This window comes from Meiothermus sp. Pnk-1, from assembly GCF_003226535.1.
GTDB lineage: Bacteria > Deinococcota > Deinococci > Deinococcales > Thermaceae > Allomeiothermus.
This window is the reverse complement of record NZ_QKOB01000022.1, coordinates 1-19,905: the sequence shown is the minus strand read 5'-3', so window position 1 is coordinate 19,905 and position 19,905 is coordinate 1. Positions and strand designations below refer to the sequence as shown.

Below are 19,905 nucleotides of genomic sequence, written 5' to 3'. Positions count from 1 at the left end.
GCTTCACAACATCTACACCCGCCATTCACTAAAAGCTCCCCTCGCGCCGCTAGGTTATGGCCATGTTCACCCCGCTTCTTACCCCCCGACCCCATACCGCCCGCTACGAGCGGGTGCTGGGGACGACCCTCGAGCTGGGGGTCTGGGCCCGGCACCCCCGCACCGCCCGCCAGGCCGAGGCGCAGATCCTGCTGGAGATCGACCGCCTCGAGGGCCTGTTCAGCCGCTTCCTGCCGAATAGCGAGCTCAACCGATGGCAAAGCGCCGGTGCTGCCCGCCTCTCCCCCGAGCTGGCCCGGCTGCTGCGGGAGGCCGAGGTCTGGCGGGAGCGCACCCGGGGAGCCTTCCACCCTGCCGCCGAGGCGGTGCAGGCCCTCTACCAGCATCACAGCCCCAGCGAGGAGGAGCTTGAGGCCCTGCGCGTTGGCCTCCGAGGCCCACTGTGGGCGCTCGAGGGCGAACAAGCCCGCAAACTCACCCCGCTCCCGCTCAACTTCAACGCCCTGGCCAAGGGCCGCATCGCCGACCTGGCCTGCGAGCGGGCCCTGCGGGTCGCCGGGGTGGAGGGGGTTTGGGTCAACCTCGGCGGCGACCTACGCCACTGCGGGACGGGCAGCCTTCGGGTAGCCATCGCCCATCCTTTCTCCCCCGCCGACAACGCCCCGCCCCTGGCCCGGCTCACCCTCCGCAACCAGGGGATCGCCACCAGCGGGCACACCCAGCGCGGGCCGCACCTCTTCGACCCGCGCGGCCTCCGGCCCGCAACCCGCATCGCCCAGGCCACCGCCTTGGCCCCCGACGCCGCCACCGCCGACGTGCTGGCTACGGCTTTTTGCGTGCTCGAGCCGGAAGAGAGCTTGGCCCTGGCCGAGGGGTGCAAGGTGGGGTGCTTGGTGGTGGACCGACAGGGCCGGGTTTTCAGCAACCCATTGTTTGACGAGCAGTGCATCCAACGACACGAGGAGGTCACCCCATGAAACGTCTCATCAGCCGCAGAAGCCTTATCTACCGGGCCACCGGGCTGGCCCTCAGCCTTTGGGCGGGGCGCAGCCTGGCCCAAGCCCCCAAGCTCCCCGCCGGGATGAAGCTGGATATCGCTTTTGAGATCGCGGCTCCCGGCGGTTTCCGCTACCGCCCGCCTTACGTAGCGGTGTGGATCGAGAACGCCCAGGGCCTGCCCCTGCGCACCCTGGCGGTGTGGTTTGAGCAGTCGGGCAAAGGCGCCCGCTGGCTGCAGGAGCTGCGGCGCTGGGCCAGCCAGAACGGCCAACCGCCCGAGGCCGTCTCGGGTCCCACCCGCATGCCGGGGCGCTACACCCTGGTCTGGGATGGCAAAGACGAACGGGGCAACCTCGTCGCACAGGGCGACTACTACGTCTGTATCGAGATGGCCCGCGAGCACGGGCCATACGAGCTGTTCCGCGAAAAGCTCACCCTGGGCTCGGCGGCGCTGAGCCGGAGCTACCCCGGGGAAGGCGAGCTGAAGGGGGTGGCCCTCAGCTATGGTAAGCAAGGCTGAACCCTCTGTCCGCAAAGCCCCTCACCCCCTGCAAGCGCGCCTGTACACCTGGGCGCGGCTGGTACACCTGTACGCCTCGATGGTGAGCCTGCTGGTGGTGGTGTTTTTCGCCGCCACCGGCCTCCTCCTCAACCACCCGGAGTGGACTTTTGGCGGCGCACAAACCGAGCAGGCCTACACCGGCACCCTACCCCCAGGATGGCAGAGCGGCGGCCAGGTAGACTGGCTCAAAACCGCCGAAACCCTGCGCGCTCGGTACGGGCTCAAAGGGAGTGTCAGCGACCACCGCAACGACGACCAGCAAGCCTCGCTGAGCTTCCGGGCTCCCGGCTATGCCGCCGATGCCTTTATCCAGATGAAAGACGGCAGCTACTCGCTGCGGGTGGTACAGCAGGGGCCGGTGGCGGTCCTGGGGGATCTGCACCGGGGCCGCGACGCCGGGGCGGCCTGGTCCTGGGTGGTTGACCTCTCCGGGGTTTTCCTGCTGCTTTTGGCCCTCACCGGCTTTGTCCTCTCGCTGTTCCTGCGCAAAACCCGCAAGGCCGCCGTGATCACCGCGCTGGGAGGAGCGGCGGTGGTGCTCTGGCTAATGGAGCGTGCCGCCGGGTAAAAGCGCTTTTCTCAAACAAAGGAGATGTGAGTATGGAGAAGGTGGATCGCAGAAAAGTGCTCAAGGCCGGTCTAGGACTCATGGCTTTTCCGCCCCTGCTAAGCGCCTGTGTGCCCAGGGCCGGCTCGGGCTACAGCCTCGACTTCGACCCCGAGCAATACCGCTCGGCCACAGCCCAGGTGGGCAACCAGAGCGTGCGGTACCGGGCCTACGAGGGAATCGTGTATGTGCAGAAGCCGGTGGACACCCGCTACCAGCAAATGAACCTCTACATCCCTGAGGCCTACTTCGAGGGCAAGTCCATCGGGAACTATGACGCCCAGTCTGCTCCCATCTTCCTGCCCAACCGGGTGGGGGGGTACATGCCGGCGGAGCCAGGCCAACCCGGGCTGCAAACGGCCCCCGGATCTAGCGGCTCTGGTCCCAACGCCATCCTGCTGGCCCTTGCCCGGGGCTACGTGGTGGCCTCACCGGGGGCTCGAGGGCGCACAAACCAAGCCGGCGACGGAAGCTACACCGGCAAGGCCCCTGCGGCCATCGTGGACCTCAAGGCGGCGGTGCGCTACCTGCGCCACAACGCCCGACGGATACCCGGAAACCCCGAACGGATCGTCTCTAACGGCACCAGCGCTGGAGGCGCACTGTCGGCCCTGTTGGGCGCCTGCGGCAACAATCCCGATTTTGAACCTTACCTGAAGGCCCTGGGGGCCGCGCCAGCCCGCGACGACATCTTCGCCGTTTCGGCTTACTGTCCCATCACCAACCTGGAACATGCCGACGCCGCCTACGAGTGGCAGTTTAGCGGGGTCAACGAGTACCAGAACCAGCTTCCCTCACCCCCGTCACAGACCGGCCCCAGCTTCCCAATGCCGCACGCCCCGGTTTCGGGCAGCCTCAGCCCCGAACAAATCGCCCTCTCCCAGGAACTCAAAGCCCTCTTCCCTGCCTACGTGAATCGCCTGGGCCTGCGGGATGCCTCCGGAAAACCCCTGAGCCTGAATCCCGATGGCACGGGGAGCTTCCAAGACTATGTAGCGGCCTTCCTACAAGCCTCGGCCCAGAAGGCCCTCGAGGCCGGCCAGGACCTTTCGCGGGTCGACTGGGTGAAACAGCAAAACGGTCGGGTGGTGGGGGTGGATTTTGACGCCTACGTGCGGGCGCTGGGGCGGATGAAGGTGCCGCCGGCCTTCGACGGGCTTAGCCTGGAGAACGCCGAGAATGAACTATTCGGCAGCAACCGGGACAACGCGCGCCACTTCACTCGCTTTAGCCAGGAGCGCAGCAAGGTCGGCGGCAGTCTGGCCCCTGCCGAGGTGGTGCGGATGATGAACCCCATGAGCTACATCGGCTCTCCCGCCACCCAAACCGCCCGCCATTGGCGCATCCGCCACGGCACAGCCGATCCTCACACCTCTTTGGCCATTCCCATCATCCTGGCCACCCGGTTACAAAACGCAGGTTACGCAGTGGATCTGTTCTTGCCCTGGGGGGTGGGGCATGGGGGAGATTACGATCTGGAGGAGCTATTTGCCTGGATCGATCAAATCGTCGCCGCAGGCTAGGGGATCGGCGGGCCCCGCCTTGTCGGGAAAATCTGGCTCACGCCAGGGCAGGCGGTCCGCGGCCTGCCCTAAGTGCACTGGTAACTTGATTTTTGGGGCATTGGGCTTTACTGGTGTCGTATGCTACACGCAAAACGCGACTTACGTCGTACGCTGTACGTCTTACGCTAAACGCGGGGGACGATCCCCTACCCCGCCTACCGGCGGCGAAGGAAGCGTCTCGGGACGGCGTACTGCCGTACACCCAAGGGACGATCCCCTATCGGGACAGAGCAAACTCCGTACACCCGGGGTAGATTCCCTATCGGGACGGGCTACGCCCGTACACCTAGGGGTAGATTCCCTGTCGGGACGCCGCCGCCTCCGGCGGCGGGAGGCCCATACACCCGAGAGACCGATCCCCTTCGTTCGACGTACGACGTAGGACGTATTACTAGCAGGAGAGGGTGGGGTTGTACGCATTCTGCTAGCGTAAATTTTGTTACCAGACCGCTCAGGGGCCATTGACGGAGAATCAGCCCCCCTCTTCAACTACTACCTGAACCCAGCCCTGGGCGCTTCCCTTGGCTTTAGTGGAGGCCTGGCTGGCCAGGTTGATGAGGTCGTCGGCGGTGGCCGCTGGGTTCTCCGGCACCCGACCCGAGTGGCGCTGCCCCCCAGATACGCCCAAGGAGAAAGATAGCGGCGGCAGGCCCTCCACCTTCAGCGCTCTGACCTCCTGCCGCAACTTTTCCAACAGCGGGAGCACCTCGCTGCGGGGGCGGGGGAACAGCAGCACGAACTCGTCCCCGGCATAGCGGAAGGCTTCCCCGCCGTGGGCGCGGGCAAAGTTCCCCAGCAACTGGCCCAGCACCCGCAGGGCCCGGTCCGCCGCCACGTGGCCATGGGCCTTGTTGAGCGAGCCGAATCCGTCCAGGTCGGCAAAGACCAACGTGGGATCCAAGCCTTCCTGCAAATAGCCCTCCAGGGTGTGCCGTAGCCAGTCGGCACGGGCCAGCCCGGTCAGGGGGTCCTGGCTGGCCCCCAGGGCGTACAGAAGCGTGCCCTTGGTCAGCACCCCCACCAATCTCTCCCCCTCCACCACCAACAGCCGCTCCACCTCTTCCTGTTGCATTTGCTCAAAGGCCTCGAAGAGGCTAGCCTCGGGAGAGATGGTCAGGGGGGCCTTGCGCATGGCGTCCAGAACCAGGCGGTTGGGGTGGGCCGCCCGCACGTCCCTCGAGGTGAGCAAGCCCACCAACTGACCGCCTACCAACACCGGCAAGCCGCCCACCCGGTGCTGGTTCATCAGGCGGGCCGCCTCGGCCACGCTTAGCTCACCTTCTATTACCAGGGGATCCCGAATCATGACGTCGCTAACACGGCGCTGCATAAGGTTGGACCTATTTTAGCCTCAGGGTATGCCTGGCCTGCAACTCCAGGTCCAAGTGCACCCGGATCACCGTCTCCTCATCGAGCATCTGCGCGCATTCCTCCAATAGAACCCGCAGCAGGCTCTCCGATTCCACCAACTGCAGCAGCTTCTTGCGCACCAAGCAGGCCTCGACCACCGGCCCCTCCAGAGGGATCAGTTCGTACTGGCCGGGGGATAGGCTCTCGGCCATGCGCCGGGCGGCCTCCGGGCCGATGGGAGCCCGACAACCGATCAAGAGCGCATCCCACAAGGGAGGGATCTCAAAGAGCTGGGCCCGCAGGTTTAGATGGAGCTGTTTCTGGTTATTCTCCCAAGGTTTAGGCTTATACATGGCTGCTCTGAGTCTAAAAGATTAAAGGGTGGGACCGTTGACATCTTCACCCTCCCCTTGCCCCGGCGAGGCCAGGGGTTCTCGAGGCGTCGGGAAAACCACGCGCCCGGAGCCCTGCGCCCCCGGTCGGCGCCTGGCCCACCCGCGCCTCCGATCCCTCTGAAGTGCCTCCTGAGCGGGTTCCGCCGGCCTACCTCGCGCCCATCCCCTAGGGCTACATCCTGGCCCGGCTCTGCCGCAGGCACATTTTTCTGCGGGTACGACTTCACGCGCGGGCTGGGCCTTACAAGAACACTGTTTACTAAAATACTTTTATGCGAAGGAGGTGAGCGGGTCTGAGGTTCTATCTCCCGTTCCGGATGAGACGATGGCTTTTGCTCCTTTTGGTAACCAGTTCAGCAATGACCCTGGCCCAAGGCGTCCGCCAGCAGGGCCTCGGCGGGCTGATCCTCCCCGGGCCCGAGGCCGCGCCCTACAACCCGGCCTATGCCGCCTACCCCCCTGCCTACGCCGAGGCGGAGGGGTTCCGCCTGCCGCTGGGCCTTTTGCGGATGGTCTTGCCGCTGTTCCCCGAGACCAACGCCCCGGCCTACTTCTACGACCGCCAGACCTTCAAACAGCGCTTCGACGCCCTCAGCTTCTACGACCAGCTCACCCACCTGGACTCTTTCCTCTTCAACCCCGCGCGCAGCCCGGATGAGGTGGTTTTCTCCATCGGTCAAAACGAAGTTCGCATCACCGACGGTCAGGGCAACCCTCTGAACCTCGACTTCAGCGTGGGGGGCGGTGGCCAGACGATCTCGGCGCTGACCCCTCCCCCCCTTTTGCGCCTTCCCCTCGAGACCGGTGTGCCGGGGCTGGGGCTCGAGCTGGGCCTCATCTACGGCAGCGGCGGCCTCGGCGTGGAGGCGAGCGAGGACCTCAAGCAGGCCGTAGGCGCCGGCGACCTCAGCCGCTGCCGCAGCGCCACCCCCTCGCCCTGCGCCCTCACCGGCCGAACCAACTTCATAAGCGGGTTGGGGCTCAACCTGGCCTACGCCACGCCCCTGCCGGAGCTCCCCGACTTCGCGGGGAAGCTCTACGCCGGGGTGCGCGGGGAGGGCTTCTACGGCTTGGGCTATCTCGAGGCCCAGGCCACGGCCCGCCCCACCTTCGACCAGAACGGCAACCCCAACGGCACCGACTACGAGGTGCGCTACTTCTACAGCGTGCCGGGGAATGGCCAGGGCTTCGGGGTCCGCGCCGACGCCGGGGTGGTGGTGGACTACCAGGGCTTCACCTTGGGCCTGGGGGTGCGCAACCTGGTGGGTTTCATCCGCTGGTCGGGCACCGAGGTCACCGTGCAGAACGGGAGCTCGAGCCAAACCCCGGCGGAGCGCCAAAGCGGGGGCTTTGCCCCAGCCCTTTTCCTCAACGGGGCTTACCGGCTGCCCCTGGAGGAGGGCAGCCTCCTGGTAGGGGCCGACTTCTCCTCGCTCGACAGCAGCTTCCACCTGGGGGCCGAGTACGCCCTGGGCCCCTACCGGCTGCGGGCCGGGGCGGGGCTGGAAGGGGGCTTCAAGTTTGGGCTGGGCGGAGGGGTGCGGCTGGAGGGCTTCAGCCTGGACACCGCCCTCACGGTCCACCAGGCCCCCGTCGTCAGGGGCACCGTCTATGGCCTGGCCCTGAGCCTGGGCTTCTAGGAGCACGACCATGCAGCGTACCCTGATCCTTTTCCTGGCGCTTGGGCTGGCCGCCTGCAGCGGCCACACGCTGACCACGGTGCGGGTGGACGCGCTCTCGTACATCCCGACCGCCTCCCGCAGCGGGCAACTGGACCTCACCACCGCCACCCTTTTGCTGCCCGATGACGACGGGGACAGCACCTACGGCAACGACCCCGACGGCCTCGCCCTCGAGCTGCCCAACCTGGACATCCTGGAGCAGGCCAGGCTCGAGGCTCGCCTGAGCCTGAAGAACACCGGCAGCACCCCGGCCAGCGTGAGCCTGGAGGTCCACGTAGCCCCTCCGGGCGACGGCAATATCTACGACGGCAACCAGGATTACACGGTGGCCTCCGGCTCGGTCAACCTCAGCCCCGGCGAAGAGAAGCCGCTCGAGCTCGGCAGCACCCTCGGCGAGACCAGCCCGGCTTTCGGCCTGCTGAAGAGCGGAAAGTTCCGCCTCGGGCTGAGAGTGAGCCTGGCGGGGGACACCGTGAGCTACACCCTGGAAAAGGCCAACGTGAGCCTATCCGGGCGGTTGTTCAAGCTCATTCCGGATTGAGGCTCGAGGTTGCCCCCCACCCCGCCCGGGCGGCGTGTGCAAATAAACCCTGCGGAGGCGAGCCCCATCTTAGGCTCGAGGTATGCGCCTGGGCTGGATTTTCCTCCTGCTGTGCCTGGCGGCCTGCAACCAGCCCTCCCCGCCCGCCGCCTCATCCCCGCTGCAACCCCCTGCCGCCCTCCTCCCGCTGGAGGTGCTGGGTCCGGACGGCACCCGGGTGGACCTGCCGGTGACCCTGGCCCGCCCGGCGGCCACCCTCAAGCTGCGGGTGCACGGGCTGCAGAGCGAGGACGAGGGCCACCTGGAGGTGGACGGGGGCTCCCCTACCCCCCTGGACCACACCCACTTCCGCCTCGAGGGCCCCGGCGACCCGGCCGTCCTCGCGCGGCTGGGGCAGGACACCCACCCCGACGGCACGCCGAGCCGCCCTAACGGGGGGATCAACGGGGAGATCGCGGTCTTCGACCTCTCCCTCCCCCTCTCCCTCCAGCCCGGCCCCCACCGGCTGAGCTTCGTGCTGGACCGCGCCCCGGGGGTGAGCGCGGGCTACCGGGTGGTGCGGCTGGACCTCCTGGACGCCGCGGGGAACTCCGCCCTGACCACCCCCCTGCGCGAGGAGGACCCGGCGGGCTGGACGCCCCCCCTCCCGGGGGCGGAGGCCGCCGCCCAGGGGAAGGCCCTGTGGACGGGGGCCCCCCTGCGCACCTCCTTCCGCGACCCCACCCCCCTGCGGGCCCACTGCAGCAGCTGCCACGCCCCCGACGGGCGGGACCTCAAGTACTTCAACTACTCCAACCGCTCCATCGTGGTGCGGTCCCAGTTCCACGGCCTGAGCGAGGACCAGGGGAAGGCCATCGCCAGCTACATCCGCGGCCTCCCGACCTACGCCTCCCCCTACGCCCGCCCCTGGAACCCCCCCTACCAGCCGGGGCCGGGGCTGGACGGCCGCCCGGTGCGGGACTGGGCGGCGGGGGCGGGGATCGACGCGGTGCTCTCCAGCGACGAGGCGACGGGGGCCCGGCTGCGCCCGGATTGGCTGCGCAGCGAGGCCTCCCTCAACGTGCGCGAGCTGCCCATAGCCCTGCAGCTGCCCGACTGGAACCACTGGCTGCCCCGGGTCGCCCCGGAGGACCTCTTCGGCGCGGGATACGACGGCATCGCGGCCATCGCGAACGGGATCGAGGCCGGGCTGGAGCGGGACCCCCTGGGCTTCGCCGCCTGCAAGCCCGACAACTCGCCCCGAGGGGGGTTGAGCTCGCAGTTCGAGGTGGGGCTGGCCCGGCTCCTGCTGTACTACCGCGGTGGGGGGCCGGGGCTCAAGGACGGGGTGGAGGGGGTGCGCCAGCTCCTGGACTACGCCCGCTGGCGGGTGGTGCGGCAGTGGTACTGGATGCAGGCCTACGGCCTGGAGGACCAGGGGGAGCGCTTCCACGGGTGCTTCGCCGGGGCCCACCCGGAGCGGGGCCTCCTCTACACCCCCCCGAGCGGGGTGGCGACGCCCTCCCTGCCCTCCCGGGTGGAGCCGAGGGGCTGGCCCGGTTCGCAGGTCTTTGAGGTAGGCCACGCCATCTTCGGCGAGGAGGAGAAGCTGCACCGGCTCCAGGCCACCGCCACCGCCTCGCAGGAGACCGACCAGTACATCATGGACGCCTGGTACTGGCTGCCCCTGATCCTCACCCCGGGCGACGGGGTGGGGGCCGGCAACGTCCCCATGGACTACGGCTACCCCCCGGGGATGTTCGTCGGCACCGGGCGCAGCTTCTACCGCAACCTGGTCTTCAGCGTCCACGGGGCGCAGCAGCGGGACAACGGCATCCCCCCCTACAGCCCCTCCTGGGGCGACCCCTGCGGGAAACCGGGGCCGGACACCTACCTGATGAGCAACGGCTGGCAGGGCTGGCGGGCCGGGGACGTCGCCTGGCTCCTCTACCGCCTCACCGACGCCCAGGCCCCCGGCTACGACATGGGCCGGGTGAAGGCCCTGCTCGAGGCCTATGTGAGCGGCTGGCTCGACACCATGCGCCGCTTCACCCCCGAAGCTTGGTACGGGGCGGCCCACTACTGGGCCTGCCAGTGGCACAACGCCTCGGGCAACCCGGTGGAGAACTTCTCCGGCCTCGGCCCTACCTCCCTGCCCAACCAGGGCCCGGGCACCGACGTGGAGAGCCAGACCTACCGCTGGCTGGCAGTATCGGGGCGGATGGGGGTGCTCGGGGCGGGGCTGCGGCAGGGGGTGGCCGACCTCATGAAGGGGGTCTACCGCTGCGTGGACTGGGACCGGGTAGTGAGGGATCCGCCCCGCGACTACGGCCAGGTGTACGCCCTTCACGGCAACGGCTGCCCCTAGCGATTGTGGCCGGGGGACCGGTGGGGAGGCCCCCTCCCGTGTCACCCTGGGGCCGTGAAGACCCTGATCATCGGCGCCACCGGCGGCATCGGCGGGGCCCTGGCCCGCCTCCTCCAGGGCCGGGCCGAGCTGTGGCTCGCCGGCCGGCGGGCCGAGGCCCTGGCCGCGCTGGCCGCGGAGACCGGGGGGCGGGCGGCGCCGCTCGAGCTGGGGGACGAGCTCGAGGTGGCCGCCCTCTTCGAGGCCACCGGCCCCCTGGACCTGCTGCTCTACGCGGCGGGGGCGGTGGCCCGAAGCCCCCTGCGCGCCACCCCCCGCGACCGCCTGGAGGAGGTCCTCACCGCCAACTTCCTGGGGGCCTTTTTTGCCCTCAAGCACGCGCGCTTCCACCCCGGGGCCAGGGCCCTCTTCCTGGGGGCCTATCCGGCCTACGTGGAGGCGCCCGGCTTCGCCGCCTACGCCGCGGGCAAGCGGGCCCTGGAGGGGCTGGTGAACGCGGCCCGCAAGGAGTTGGGACGGGAGGGGGTAAAGCTCATCCTGGTGCGCCTGCCGGCGGTGGCCACGGAGCTGTGGGCGCCCCTGGGAGGAGCCCCCCGGGGAGCCCTCACCCCCGACGAGGCCGCCCGCCGGATCCTGGCCGGGCTGGAGGGGGCGGGGGAGACCCTCGAGCTATGAGGCTGGGCTACCCCTGCGAGAACCTGACCCTGGGGGCCACCACCAACCGCACCCTGCGCCTGGCCTCGCTCTCCCCCGAGCGGGCGCGGGAGAAGGCCGAGGCCAACCTGCGGGACCTGGAGCGCATCCTGCGCTGGAACGCCGAGCGGGGCTTGGCCCTGTTCCGCATCGGCCAGGGGCTCATCCCCTTCGCCTCCCACCCCCGCTTCCCCTACCGCTGGGAGGCGGCGCACGCGGCGGAGCTGGCCCGGCTGGGGGCCCTGGCCCGCACCCTGGGGCAGCGCCTCTCGATGCACCCCGGCCAGTACGTCAACCCGGCCAGCCCCACCCCAGGGGTGGTCGAGCGCTCCCTGGCCGAGCTGCGCTACTCGGCGCGGGTTCTGAGCCTCCTGGGCGCCGAGGACGGGGTGTTGGTCCTCCACCTGGGCGGCGTCTACGGCGAGCGGGAGCGGGCCGCGGAGCGCTTTGTGGAGAACCTCCGCGGCGAGGGGGAGGTCCTGCGCTACCTGGCCCTGGAACACGACGAGCGGCTGTGGGCGGCGGAGGAGGTGCTGCGGGTGGCCGAGAGGCTGGGGGTGCCGCTGGTGATCGACACCCTCCACCACGCCCTGAACCCCGGCCGGCTCAGCCTGGGGGAGGCCCTGCGCCTGGCCTTCCCCACCTGGCCGGGCCGGCCCAAGGTCCACCTGGCCAGCCAGGACCCGGCCAAGCGCCCGGGGGCCCACGCCTTCGAAATCCTCCCCGAGGATCTGCACGCCCTCCTCGAGGCCCTGCCCGGCCCCGCCGACGTCATGGTGGAGGCCAAGGGCAAGGAGCTGGCCCTGCTCCGGCTCCCCGTCGGGGCCTCAGCCCAGCACCCCCCCCACCCCCGCCGCCAGCAGCACCACCAGCCAGGGCGGGGCCTTCCAGTGGGCCAGCAGGGTGAAGCAGCCCAGGGCCAAGGCGAAGTCGGCCCCGCTCCCGATGGCGCTGGTCCAGACCGGGGTGTACAGCGCGGCCAGCAGGATGCCCACCACCCCAGCGTTGATCCCCCGTAGGGCGGCCTGCACCCCTGGGTGGCCGCGCAAGCGGTTCCAGAAGGGTAGGGTTCCCGCCACCAGCAAGAAGGCCGGCAGGAAGATGCCCACCAGGGCGATGGCCGCCCCTACCAACGGCGCGAGCCCCGCCCGGTTGACCGCGCCCAGGTAGGCGGCGAAGGTGAACAGCGGCCCCGGCACCGCCTGCGCCGCTCCGTAGCCGGCCACGAAGGCCTGGGGGTCCACCCAGCCGGGCGGCACCACCTCGGCCTGCAGCAGCGGCAAGACCACGTGCCCTCCGCCGAAGACCAGGGCTCCGGCGCGGTAGAAGCTGTCGAAGAGGGCCAGGGCCGGGGTCTGGCACAGCAGGGGCAGGGCGAGCAGCAGGGCGAAGAACAGGGCCAGGAACAGCAGGCCCCAGCGGCGGCCTAGCTGCAGGGGGAGGGAAGCTGGGCCCTCGCTTACCGGTCCTCGCAGCAGCCACACGCCCGCGGCTCCCGAAGCGGCGATGATCGCCACCTGCACGAGCGAACCCGGCAGCAGCAAGGCCAGCATGGCCGCCGCGACGGCCAGCGTGAGGCGGGGCCGGTCGGGGGTGAGGGTTTGGGCCATGCCCCACACCGCCTGGGCCACCACCGCCACCGCCACCACCTTCAGCCCGTGCAGCCACCCCGCCGAGCCCAGCGCCTCCAGCCGGGCCACCCCCAGCGCAAACAGCACCAGCAGCGCCGCCGAGGGCAGGGTGAAGCCCAGCCAGGCCGCCAGCGCGCCCCCCAGCCCGGCCCGATACAGCCCGACCGCCATGCCCACCTGCGAGCTGGCCGGCCCCGGCAGGAACTGGCACAGCGCCACCAGGTCGGCGTAGGCCCGCTCATCGAGCCAGCCCCGCCGCCGCACGAACTCCTCGCGGAAGTAGCCCAGGTGGGCCACCGGCCCGCCAAAGGAGGTGAGCCCCAGCCGCAGGAACACCCCGAACACCTCGGCCACCCCCCGCCAGCCCCTGCCCTGCACGCCGTGAAGTATACCCCGCCCCGGACCCCCGCGGGCTGACGGTGGCATGACGGGCCTGGGCAAGCATGAGCCATGCCGGGACTCATTCTCATCTTCCTCTTGCTGGCCGCCCTCTCCCCCGCCCTCGGGCAGGGGTCCTACCGCGACCCCGACGGCCTCTACACCGCCCCCCTCCCCACCGGGTGGAAGGCGGAGTCCAAAGGGGGGTACGCCCTCCTCACCGACCCCGAGGGGGGGATCCGGGTCTACCTGCTGGCGCTGGAGGGGAGCGACCCGGATGAGGCCCTGGCCGCGGGCTGGCGGCGGGTGGATCCCGGCTTCGCCCTCCCCGCCGCGAACCGCGCCCAACCCCCCAGCCAGGGCGGGGTGGAGCAGACCGTACAGGTAGCCTACAAGACCCCGCCCGAGCGCACCGTTATCGGCCTGGCCCAGCGGTACCGGGGGAGGGTTTACCTGGTGCTGGTGGACGCCCGCACCGAGGCCCTCGCCCGCCGGGGCTCCCAGGTCAACATCATCGCCTCCGGGCTGCGCATCGCCCAGCTCGAGCAGACCGACCTCAGCGCGGCCTCCCCCAAGCCCTTCGACCCGGCCATGGCCGCCGAGCTGGGAGGCTACATCTCGCAGGCCATGCAACGGGCCCAGGTTCCAGGAGCCGTGGTGGCGGTGGTGCAGGGGGGCCGGGTGGTCTATCAGCGGGCGTTTGGCGTCCGTGAGCTGGGCAAGGAGGCCCCGGTCACCCTCGACACCCAGTTCATGATCGGCTCGGCGGGCAAGTCCCTCACCACCTTGCTCATGGCCACCTTGGTGGACGCGGGCAAGATGCGCTGGGACACCCCGGCGCGGGCGGTCTTCCCCCAGTTCCGCGTGGCCGATCCCCAGCTCTCCCAGACCCTCACCCTGCACGACCTGGTCTGCGCCTGCAGCGGGGTACCCCGGCGCGACTACGAGATCCTCTTCCGCGGAGGGTCCCTCTCGGCGCTGGACGTGGTGCGCTCCCTGGGCAGCTTCCAGTTTTACACCCGGCCCGGCGAGGCCTTTCAGTACTCCAACCAGATGGTCGCCAGCGGGGGCTATCTGGCCGCGGTGGCGGCCGGGGCCAGCCCCCAGGAGATGCTCGAGGGCTACGTCCGCGAGCTGCGTTCCCGGGTGCTGGATCCCATCGGGATGAGGGACACCACCCTCTCCTTTGAGCTGGTGCTGGCCCGGGGGAACCACGCCACCCCCCACGGCCGGAGCCTCTCCGGCCAGTACCGCCCCCTTCCCCTGGACGACGAGCGAGCCCTGCTCCCGGTGGCCCCGGCGGGGGCCCACTGGTCCACCGCCCCCGACCTGGCCCGCTACCTCCTCACCGAGCTGGCCCGCGGTGTCAGCCCCCAGGGGCGGCGGGTGGTCTCAGCGGAGGGGCTCGAGTTCACCTGGCGGCCCCAGGTCAAGGTGGACGCCCAGACCAGCTATGGCCTGGGCTGGTTCGTGGGGGAGTACAAGGGGGTGCGGCTCATCCAGCACGGGGGCAACACCCTGGGCTTCACCTCCCTGCTGGCCTTCCTGCCGGATAAGGGGCTGGGGGTGGTGGTGCTCAGCAACGCCCAGAACGCCAACCCCTTCACCCAGGCGGTGATGTACCGGGTGCTGGAGCTGGCCTTCGGCCAGAGCGCCGAGTACGACGCCCGGTTTCGCTTCGCCCTCGAGACCAGCGCCAAGGCCACAAAGGAAGCCCTCGAGGCCCTCACCGGCAACCTGGACACCCCCACGCTGCAACCCTACCTGCGCCGCTTCCGCAACCCCGACCTGGGGGAGCTCACCCTCTCCCTGCGGGAAGGGCGCCTCTTCGTAAGCGTTGGGGGCTTTACCTCGCAGCTCTTGTTCAACCCGAAGGAGGGCACCTACGTGACGGTGGACCCTCCCCTCGCCGCAGAGGAATTGGCCCTCGACCGAGACCCCTCGGGCAATCCCCGGGTGCGGCTCAAGGACCAGCCCCAGGACTACCCCTTCTCTGTCGAGTGAACGCGGATTCCCCCACCGGGCTACCGTACGGCCCCAACCCTCCCCTAGCAGGGGAGGGGGTACCTAGCTTTTCTGGCCCCCGGCCTCAGGGTTTCGGCTCATCCTTAGCTCCCCCCTGGGGGCGCTGGGCGGCGGGTAGCCCCTCGAGGTAGCGCAGCAGGTTTGCGTAGTCGGCAAAGTAACGGGCCTGTCGGGTGGCGAGGTCGGTGAGGCTGGCCCGCCATACCTGGCCCCCCTCGCCCGGCTCGAGCCAGATCCGCACCAGATAGGCCCAGGCGTTTTTGGCTGGCATGGTTGCTCCTAAAGGGGCTCCCCCAGGCACACGACCCGGGGGAAGGCCCCGCTTTGACGACCGCTAGTAGCTGAGGAGCTGGCCTAAGAGCTGGGCTTTGTTGGCGTCGGCGCTCCCGGTTTCGAAGAGGTTCTCCAGGGTGATCCCCACGTAGACCACCTTCGAGCTGCCCGCCGTGCCTACCCCTTTGCGGCCGGTGGCTACCGCCACCGGGTGGTCGGTTCCGGTGTTGTCCGGGTCGGCCTGGGCGGTGAGGAGGGTGTCGGTCCCACTGGCGGGGTTGATCGCGCTGGTGTAGGTATATAAGGGAGCGTCCTTCTGCACGGTGTAAGCGTCTCCCGCCGTGACGGTGCCGGCAACTCCGGCTACCGAGAAGCTCTTGTGGTTGAGGCCGCCGCCCGCGGTGTGGCTGTTGGGATCTTCCTTGCCGCCTTGTGCCCCCAGGTAGTTGGCGAAGAAGCTGTCCGAATTGGTGCTGGTCCAATCCGCCCCGATGTCGTAGGGGTATTCGCTCGAGAACAGCAACAGCTCGCGGCTCCCCTGGTCGAGGTAGGCCTTGAGGCTGAGCTCGTCAGCACTAGAGAGGGTCCCGTATCCGCTTCCGCCGTAGGCGTTGCCGGTGTACCAGACCACCTTGGCGTAGCCCTTCATCTGGTCGAAGGTGGGGCCGTTGCCGTTGGCGGGGGCCACGAAGACGTCATAGCCCACCCCCGCTGCGGTGAGCAGGTTGCGGAAGAGGGTATCCGAGACGGAGAGGTTGGTGCTTCCGGTGTTGGAGTTGTTGTCGCTCCTATCATCGTCTACCAGCAAGACGGTGTGCGGCGCGGTCACCGTGAGGGACAAGGGGGCGGTCTCGGTGTCCCCGCTGGACTGGCCCTGCACGGTGAGGGCATAGCTCCCCGGCGGGACGTTGGCCCCTACGCTGAGGGTCAGGGTGCTTCCGCTTCCGGTCTCGGGGTTGGGGCTGAAGCTGTAGGAGATCTTGGCCGGGTCGGCGGTGGGGCTCACCGCGCTGCCCAGCAGGGTGAGGTTTACGTTGCCCACCGTACCGTTGCTGCGGTTTACCCCCACCTGCACGGTGGCGCTACCGCCCTGGCCAGCCGAAGGGGCCCCGGGGGTGAGGCTCAGCGTGAAGGAGCCGTTCCCGCCACCCCCGCCCCCGCCGGCGGTGACGCTTAGGGTTGCAGCGTTGCTGGTCACGCTCCCCGCCTTGGCGGTTATCTGGGTGGTGCCCGCGGCGATGCCGGTGGCCAGGCCGCTGCTGTTGATGCTGGCCACCGCGGGGTTCGAGGAGGACCAGGTGAAGCTCACCCCGCTCAGGGTGTTGCCGTTGGCGTCCTTGGCCACGGCGGTAAACGCCTGGGTGGCCCCCACCGCGACGCTGGCCGAGGCCGGGCTCACCACGATGGTCGCCAGCCCCGAACCACCCCCCCCGCCTCCGCCGCTCCCGCCGCCCCCACAGGCGGCCAGGAGGCCGCCGAGAGCTACTGCCATCACGATCTGCCAGGTGCGCTGATGCATTTAACCCTCCTTTGCCTTGGCATCTGTCCGAATGCCAAGGCAAGGGTAGGACAGGGGCATTAGCCAGCTGTTACCGGGCAGGATCGGGACAACTAACGCTCGAGCTAGCCACAGTCCTCCAGCTCCCACCCGGCCGGAGCCTGGGCCTGGAGGCGGGCCAGGGCTTCCTCCGCCTGGCGGGCGTAGCGGGGGCCTAGCCGGCGCGCCGCCCGCCAGACCAGATCGGGAATGTCCCGCTCCCGGGCAATCTCCAGGCAGCGCACCAGGGCCTCGTCGGCCTGCGCCCGGTCGGAGGCGGCGTAAACGAACAGGAGCGACCGGGCTAGCTGTTCCGCCATCTCGAAGCGCTCGCCGAGCGCTACCGCCTCTCGAGCGTAGCCCAGCGCCTCCTCGCTCGCCCCCCTGCGCTGGCGCACCAGGCTCATCGCCATGAGCACGTACGCTAGGCCATAGGGCTGGGGCGCGGCCTGCGCCAGGAGGAGCGCCTCCTCCGCAGCGGCCTGGGCCCCCTCGAGGTCGCCGCAGCCCACCCGAGCCTCGGCCAGGCCGGCCAGCATATAGGCGAGGCGAAAGGCGTCTCCGGTGGGGCGCATGCGCTCCAGGGCCTGGGTGTAGTGCTGCCGGGCCTCCCCCCAGCGCCCGGCCCGGGCGTGCAGGAGCCCCAGCCGGGAGTAAGCCTCGGCCTGCCCAAAGGCGGACCCCACCCGGGTGTAGCCCTCCAGCGCCGCCTCCAGAAGCTCTTTCGCCCGTTGATAGGCCCCCCGCGAGACGAGGGCAGTGCCCAGGTTGAGCCGGGCCAAGGACACGTCGTAGAGGTCGCCCAGGGCCTCTCCCATGGCCAGCGCCTGTTCAAACCCGGCGATGGCCTGATTCACCTCCCCCAGGGCGAGGTGGGCGAAGGCCCGGTTGTTGTGCACCACCCCTAGCCAGGGGTCCTCCGGGCGGGCCTGGAGCCGCTCGCTCAGCAGGGCGATCTCCTCGCGGTACCGGCCCTGCGACCACAGCAGCAGCCCTAGCGACACCGATCTGTGCGGGCCGGGGTCGAGCTCCAGCGCCCGGCGCAGAGCCCGCTCGGCCCCTTCCAGATCGCTCATCCGCCAGCGGACTTCGAACTCGGTCTGGAGCAAGGTAGCTTGCAGGGCCGGGCTCGCGGCGGAGCACTCCTCCTGCGCCCTGAGCAGCGCGGCCAGCCCCTGAGCGGGCTGCCCGGTGACGACGTACAGCTGCGCCAGGGCCACCTGCGCCTCGGTCCGCAGGGGGGGTTCGGCCAGGTGGATCACCTCCTGCAGCAGCTTTTCCGCCTGGGCGGCGTTCCGGCCTATGGCCAAGACCCCCAGGTGCAGCCTTGCCCGGTAGGCCAGGGGGGGTGGGGCCTCGCGGGAGAGGCGCTCGAGCCACGCTTGGGCTTGGGCCAGTACCCCGGCCTCGAGCGCGGCTTCCGCAGCCTGCAGCAGGGGTTCCCAGGCCCCCTCGGGCTCCCCGGCTTCCATCCAGTGATGGGCGATGCGCGCAGGGTTGCCCCCCGAGGCCTGGAGGAGTTCTCCCAACCGCGCATGCAGGTAGCGCCGGAGGGCCGGAGGGGTGGCGTTCACCACCGCCTCGCCCATCAGGTCGTGGGTGAAGTGCCTGCTCTCCAGCATCCCGGCCGCCTCGAGCTCCCCCTCCCGCTCGGCGATCACCAGCGGGATGGTCTCCAGGGCTTGGGCGGCCAGCGACGGGGTGTAGTCCTCCCCGGCTACCGCCACCAGCGCGGCCAGCTGGCGGGATCCAGCGGACAGTCGGTCCAAGCGGGCCTCGAGCAAGCCCGCCACCTGCCCGGCCAGCGGGAGCGGCCCCGACCAATCCCCACGCTCGGCCAGCGCACGCAGGGTTTCGACCACGAAAAAGGGGTTGCCGCCGGTGCTCCGGTAAAGCCGCGCCCCCAGGCCGGGTCGGTCGGGAGCCTCGGCCGCCACCAGCGCCTCCACCGCTGGTTGGTCTAGGGGTTCCAGGTCGACGATGGCCACCCGATCGCCCGCCGCCTCCAGGGTGCGCTCGAGCTCGGGAGCCTCTCCGCTCCTGAGGGTATAGAGCAGCCGGGGCTGAGACTGGGTTGCCCTAAACACCGAGGAGATTAAGTACTGCCCCACCTCGGCGCTGGCTGGGTCGAAGTACTGGAAATCGTCGGCGAGAATCGCGGCGACCTCCCGGTTCCCCCGCAAGACCCACTCCCCCAGGGCTTGGAAGAATCGCAGCTTGGCCGCCGCATCGCTGAGCGGGGGCGGCTCCCCGTCTAAAAACAGCTCCGGCAGCAGCCGGCTTAGCTCACGCCGGATCCAGGGCTCAAGGTGGTCCAGTCGCTCCGGGCGCTCCTCGAGGTTTTCCCGCACGAAACGGGCGAAGGCGGCATAAGGCACCACCCGATCCCCCGGGCGGGCCTCGTACAAGGCGTATGGTCCCTTGCTGGCCGCGAACTCGCGCAGCAGACGGGACTTGCCTATCCCCGGCGCGCCCCGCACCACGATCACCCGCCCCTCGGCCCAGGCGGCTTCGAGTGCGGCCCACTCACGTTCGCGACCCACCAGGATCAGGGGCTGGAGCCGATAGGCTTTGGCGGGCACCGGCTGCAGCCTTGCCCCGGCCTCATCCTGGGCGATGGCCTGAGCCAGCTCCACGGTTGATGGCAGGGGATCCACCCCCAGCTCGCGGCGCAGGGCTTCTTGCGCCCGGGCGTAGGTCTGCAGCGCAGCGGCGCGGTCGCCCAGCAGGTAGTGCAAGCGCATCAGCCGGCGGTAGGCGGCTTCAGAGACCGGGTCGGCTTCCACCAGCCGCCGAGCATAGGCAAGCGCCCGGGAAAGATGCCCCTCGCGCTCGAGCCGCTCAGCCTCGGCCTCCAGCGCCTCGAGCCGCAAGTTCAGCAGCCGCTCGCGCTCCACCTGCAACCACTCGGCGAATTCTGGGCAGTCGTCGTACTCGAAGCCGCCGAGGAGGGTTCCCTCAAGCCAGCCTTGATCCGGGAGGGGCCGGCGCGACCGTAGCCCGGTAGTGAACTCCAGCACGTCCACAGCCATGTCTAGCTCTAGCGGGTCACTCCCCCAGAACAACCCCGCCGCCCGCCGCAGGCGGAACAGCACCTGGCGCAGGTTGTTGCGCTGGGATTTCTCCTCCAGATCCGGCCACAGCAGCTCAGCCAAGCGCGCACGGGGAGTGGGGCCCTCGAGGGCCAGATAGGCTAGCAGGGCCGCGGGTTTGCGCTCGAGGTTTAAGGTCTTGGTCGGGCTGACCAAGGCGCAACTACCGAGGATCTTTAGCGTCCACATAGGGCTCGTTCAGTTCTCACTCGAGCTTTCGCCCGAGTG

At 69.7% G+C, this 19,905-nt stretch carries 15 protein-coding genes and 1 pseudogene; 10 read left to right on the top strand and 6 right to left on the bottom strand.

Features of this window, described 5'->3' with window-relative positions; genetic code table 11:
• Positions 1–62 precede the first annotated feature (62 nt).
• From DNA98_RS16790 to DNA98_RS16775, 4 genes are read left to right on the top strand one after another with little or no spacing between them, the layout of a single operon-like run.
• Positions 63–977: an FAD:protein FMN transferase gene (locus DNA98_RS16790; protein ID WP_233493276.1), complete on the top strand. Its 915-nt coding sequence runs from the start codon at positions 63–65 to the stop codon at positions 975–977.
• Positions 974–1,519, top strand: a complete 546-nt coding sequence (locus DNA98_RS16785; protein ID WP_110532542.1) for a DUF2271 domain-containing protein — start codon at positions 974–976, stop codon at positions 1,517–1,519. The genes DNA98_RS16790 and DNA98_RS16785 overlap by 4 nt, the downstream gene beginning before the upstream one ends.
• Entirely contained in the window at positions 1,503–2,129 is a 627-nt protein-coding gene (locus DNA98_RS16780; protein ID WP_110532541.1) for a PepSY-associated TM helix domain-containing protein, read from the top strand. The genes DNA98_RS16785 and DNA98_RS16780 overlap by 17 nt, the downstream gene beginning before the upstream one ends.
• 32 nt (positions 2,130–2,161) lie before the next feature.
• Entirely contained in the window at positions 2,162–3,691 is a 1,530-nt protein-coding gene (locus tag DNA98_RS16775; protein ID WP_110532540.1) for a subtype B tannase, read from the top strand.
• Positions 3,692–4,205: 514 nt separating this feature from the next.
• On the opposite strand, the gene DNA98_RS16770 is transcribed toward DNA98_RS16775, so the two are convergent.
• The gene (locus DNA98_RS16770) at positions 4,206–5,063 is read right to left on the bottom strand and encodes a GGDEF domain-containing protein (RefSeq protein WP_110532539.1); all 858 of its coding nucleotides are present in this window, start codon (positions 5,061–5,063) and stop codon (positions 4,206–4,208) included.
• 10 nt (positions 5,064–5,073) lie between these two features.
• Positions 5,074–5,436, bottom strand: coding sequence for a hypothetical protein (locus DNA98_RS16765; protein ID WP_110532538.1), 363 nt, complete (start codon positions 5,434–5,436; stop codon positions 5,074–5,076).
• A 359-nt stretch (positions 5,437–5,795) separates the two neighbouring features.
• On the opposite strand from DNA98_RS16765, the gene DNA98_RS16760 reads away from it, so the two are divergent.
• The 5 genes and pseudogenes from DNA98_RS16760 to uvsE all read left to right on the top strand — a co-directional run.
• Entirely contained in the window at positions 5,796–7,118 is a 1,323-nt protein-coding gene (locus tag DNA98_RS16760; protein ID WP_233493275.1) for a hypothetical protein, read from the top strand.
• Positions 7,119–7,128: 10 nt separating this feature from the next.
• Entirely contained in the window at positions 7,129–7,701 is a 573-nt protein-coding gene (locus tag DNA98_RS16755; protein WP_110532536.1) for a hypothetical protein, read from the top strand.
• An 82-nt stretch (positions 7,702–7,783) separates the two neighbouring features.
• A complete protein-coding gene (locus DNA98_RS17855; RefSeq protein ID WP_110532535.1) occupies positions 7,784–10,048 on the top strand; it encodes a hypothetical protein in 2,265 nt (754 codons plus the stop codon).
• Positions 10,049–10,102: 54 nt separating this feature from the next.
• A complete protein-coding gene (locus DNA98_RS16745; protein ID WP_110532534.1) occupies positions 10,103–10,723 on the top strand; it encodes an SDR family NAD(P)-dependent oxidoreductase in 621 nt (206 codons plus the stop codon).
• A pseudogene (uvsE, locus tag DNA98_RS16740) lies at positions 10,720–11,496 on the top strand (UV DNA damage repair endonuclease UvsE); the annotation flags it as partial. The gene DNA98_RS16745 and the pseudogene uvsE, both read left to right, overlap by 4 nt.
• 72 nt (positions 11,497–11,568) lie before the next feature.
• On the opposite strand, the gene chrA reads toward uvsE, so the two are convergent.
• Entirely contained in the window at positions 11,569–12,750 is a 1,182-nt protein-coding gene (gene chrA / locus DNA98_RS16735; protein ID WP_158531668.1) for a chromate efflux transporter, read from the bottom strand.
• Positions 12,751–12,822: 72 nt separating this feature from the next.
• Between chrA and DNA98_RS16730 the strand changes: the two genes are divergently transcribed.
• On the top strand, positions 12,823–14,754 hold the full coding sequence (locus DNA98_RS16730; protein ID WP_110532531.1) for a serine hydrolase: 1,932 nt from the start codon (positions 12,823–12,825) through the stop codon (positions 14,752–14,754).
• 85 nt (positions 14,755–14,839) lie between these two features.
• Here the strand turns inward: DNA98_RS16730 and DNA98_RS16725 are convergent, their stop codons facing one another.
• The 3 genes from DNA98_RS16725 to DNA98_RS16715 all read right to left on the bottom strand — a co-directional run bounded on the left by DNA98_RS16725 (position 14,840) and on the right by DNA98_RS16715 (position 19,866).
• Positions 14,840–15,046, bottom strand: a complete 207-nt coding sequence (locus tag DNA98_RS16725; RefSeq protein ID WP_110532530.1) for a hypothetical protein — start codon at positions 15,044–15,046, stop codon at positions 14,840–14,842.
• A gap of 63 nt (positions 15,047–15,109) precedes the next feature.
• Positions 15,110–16,567 (bottom strand): Ig-like domain-containing protein, encoded by a 1,458-nt coding sequence (locus DNA98_RS16720; protein ID WP_110532529.1) that lies wholly within the window; start codon positions 16,565–16,567, stop codon positions 15,110–15,112.
• A gap of 104 nt (positions 16,568–16,671) precedes the next feature.
• Positions 16,672–19,866: a BTAD domain-containing putative transcriptional regulator gene (locus tag DNA98_RS16715; RefSeq protein WP_110532528.1), complete on the bottom strand. Its 3,195-nt coding sequence runs from the start codon at positions 19,864–19,866 to the stop codon at positions 16,672–16,674.
• Between the last annotated feature and the right edge of the window lie 39 nt (positions 19,867–19,905).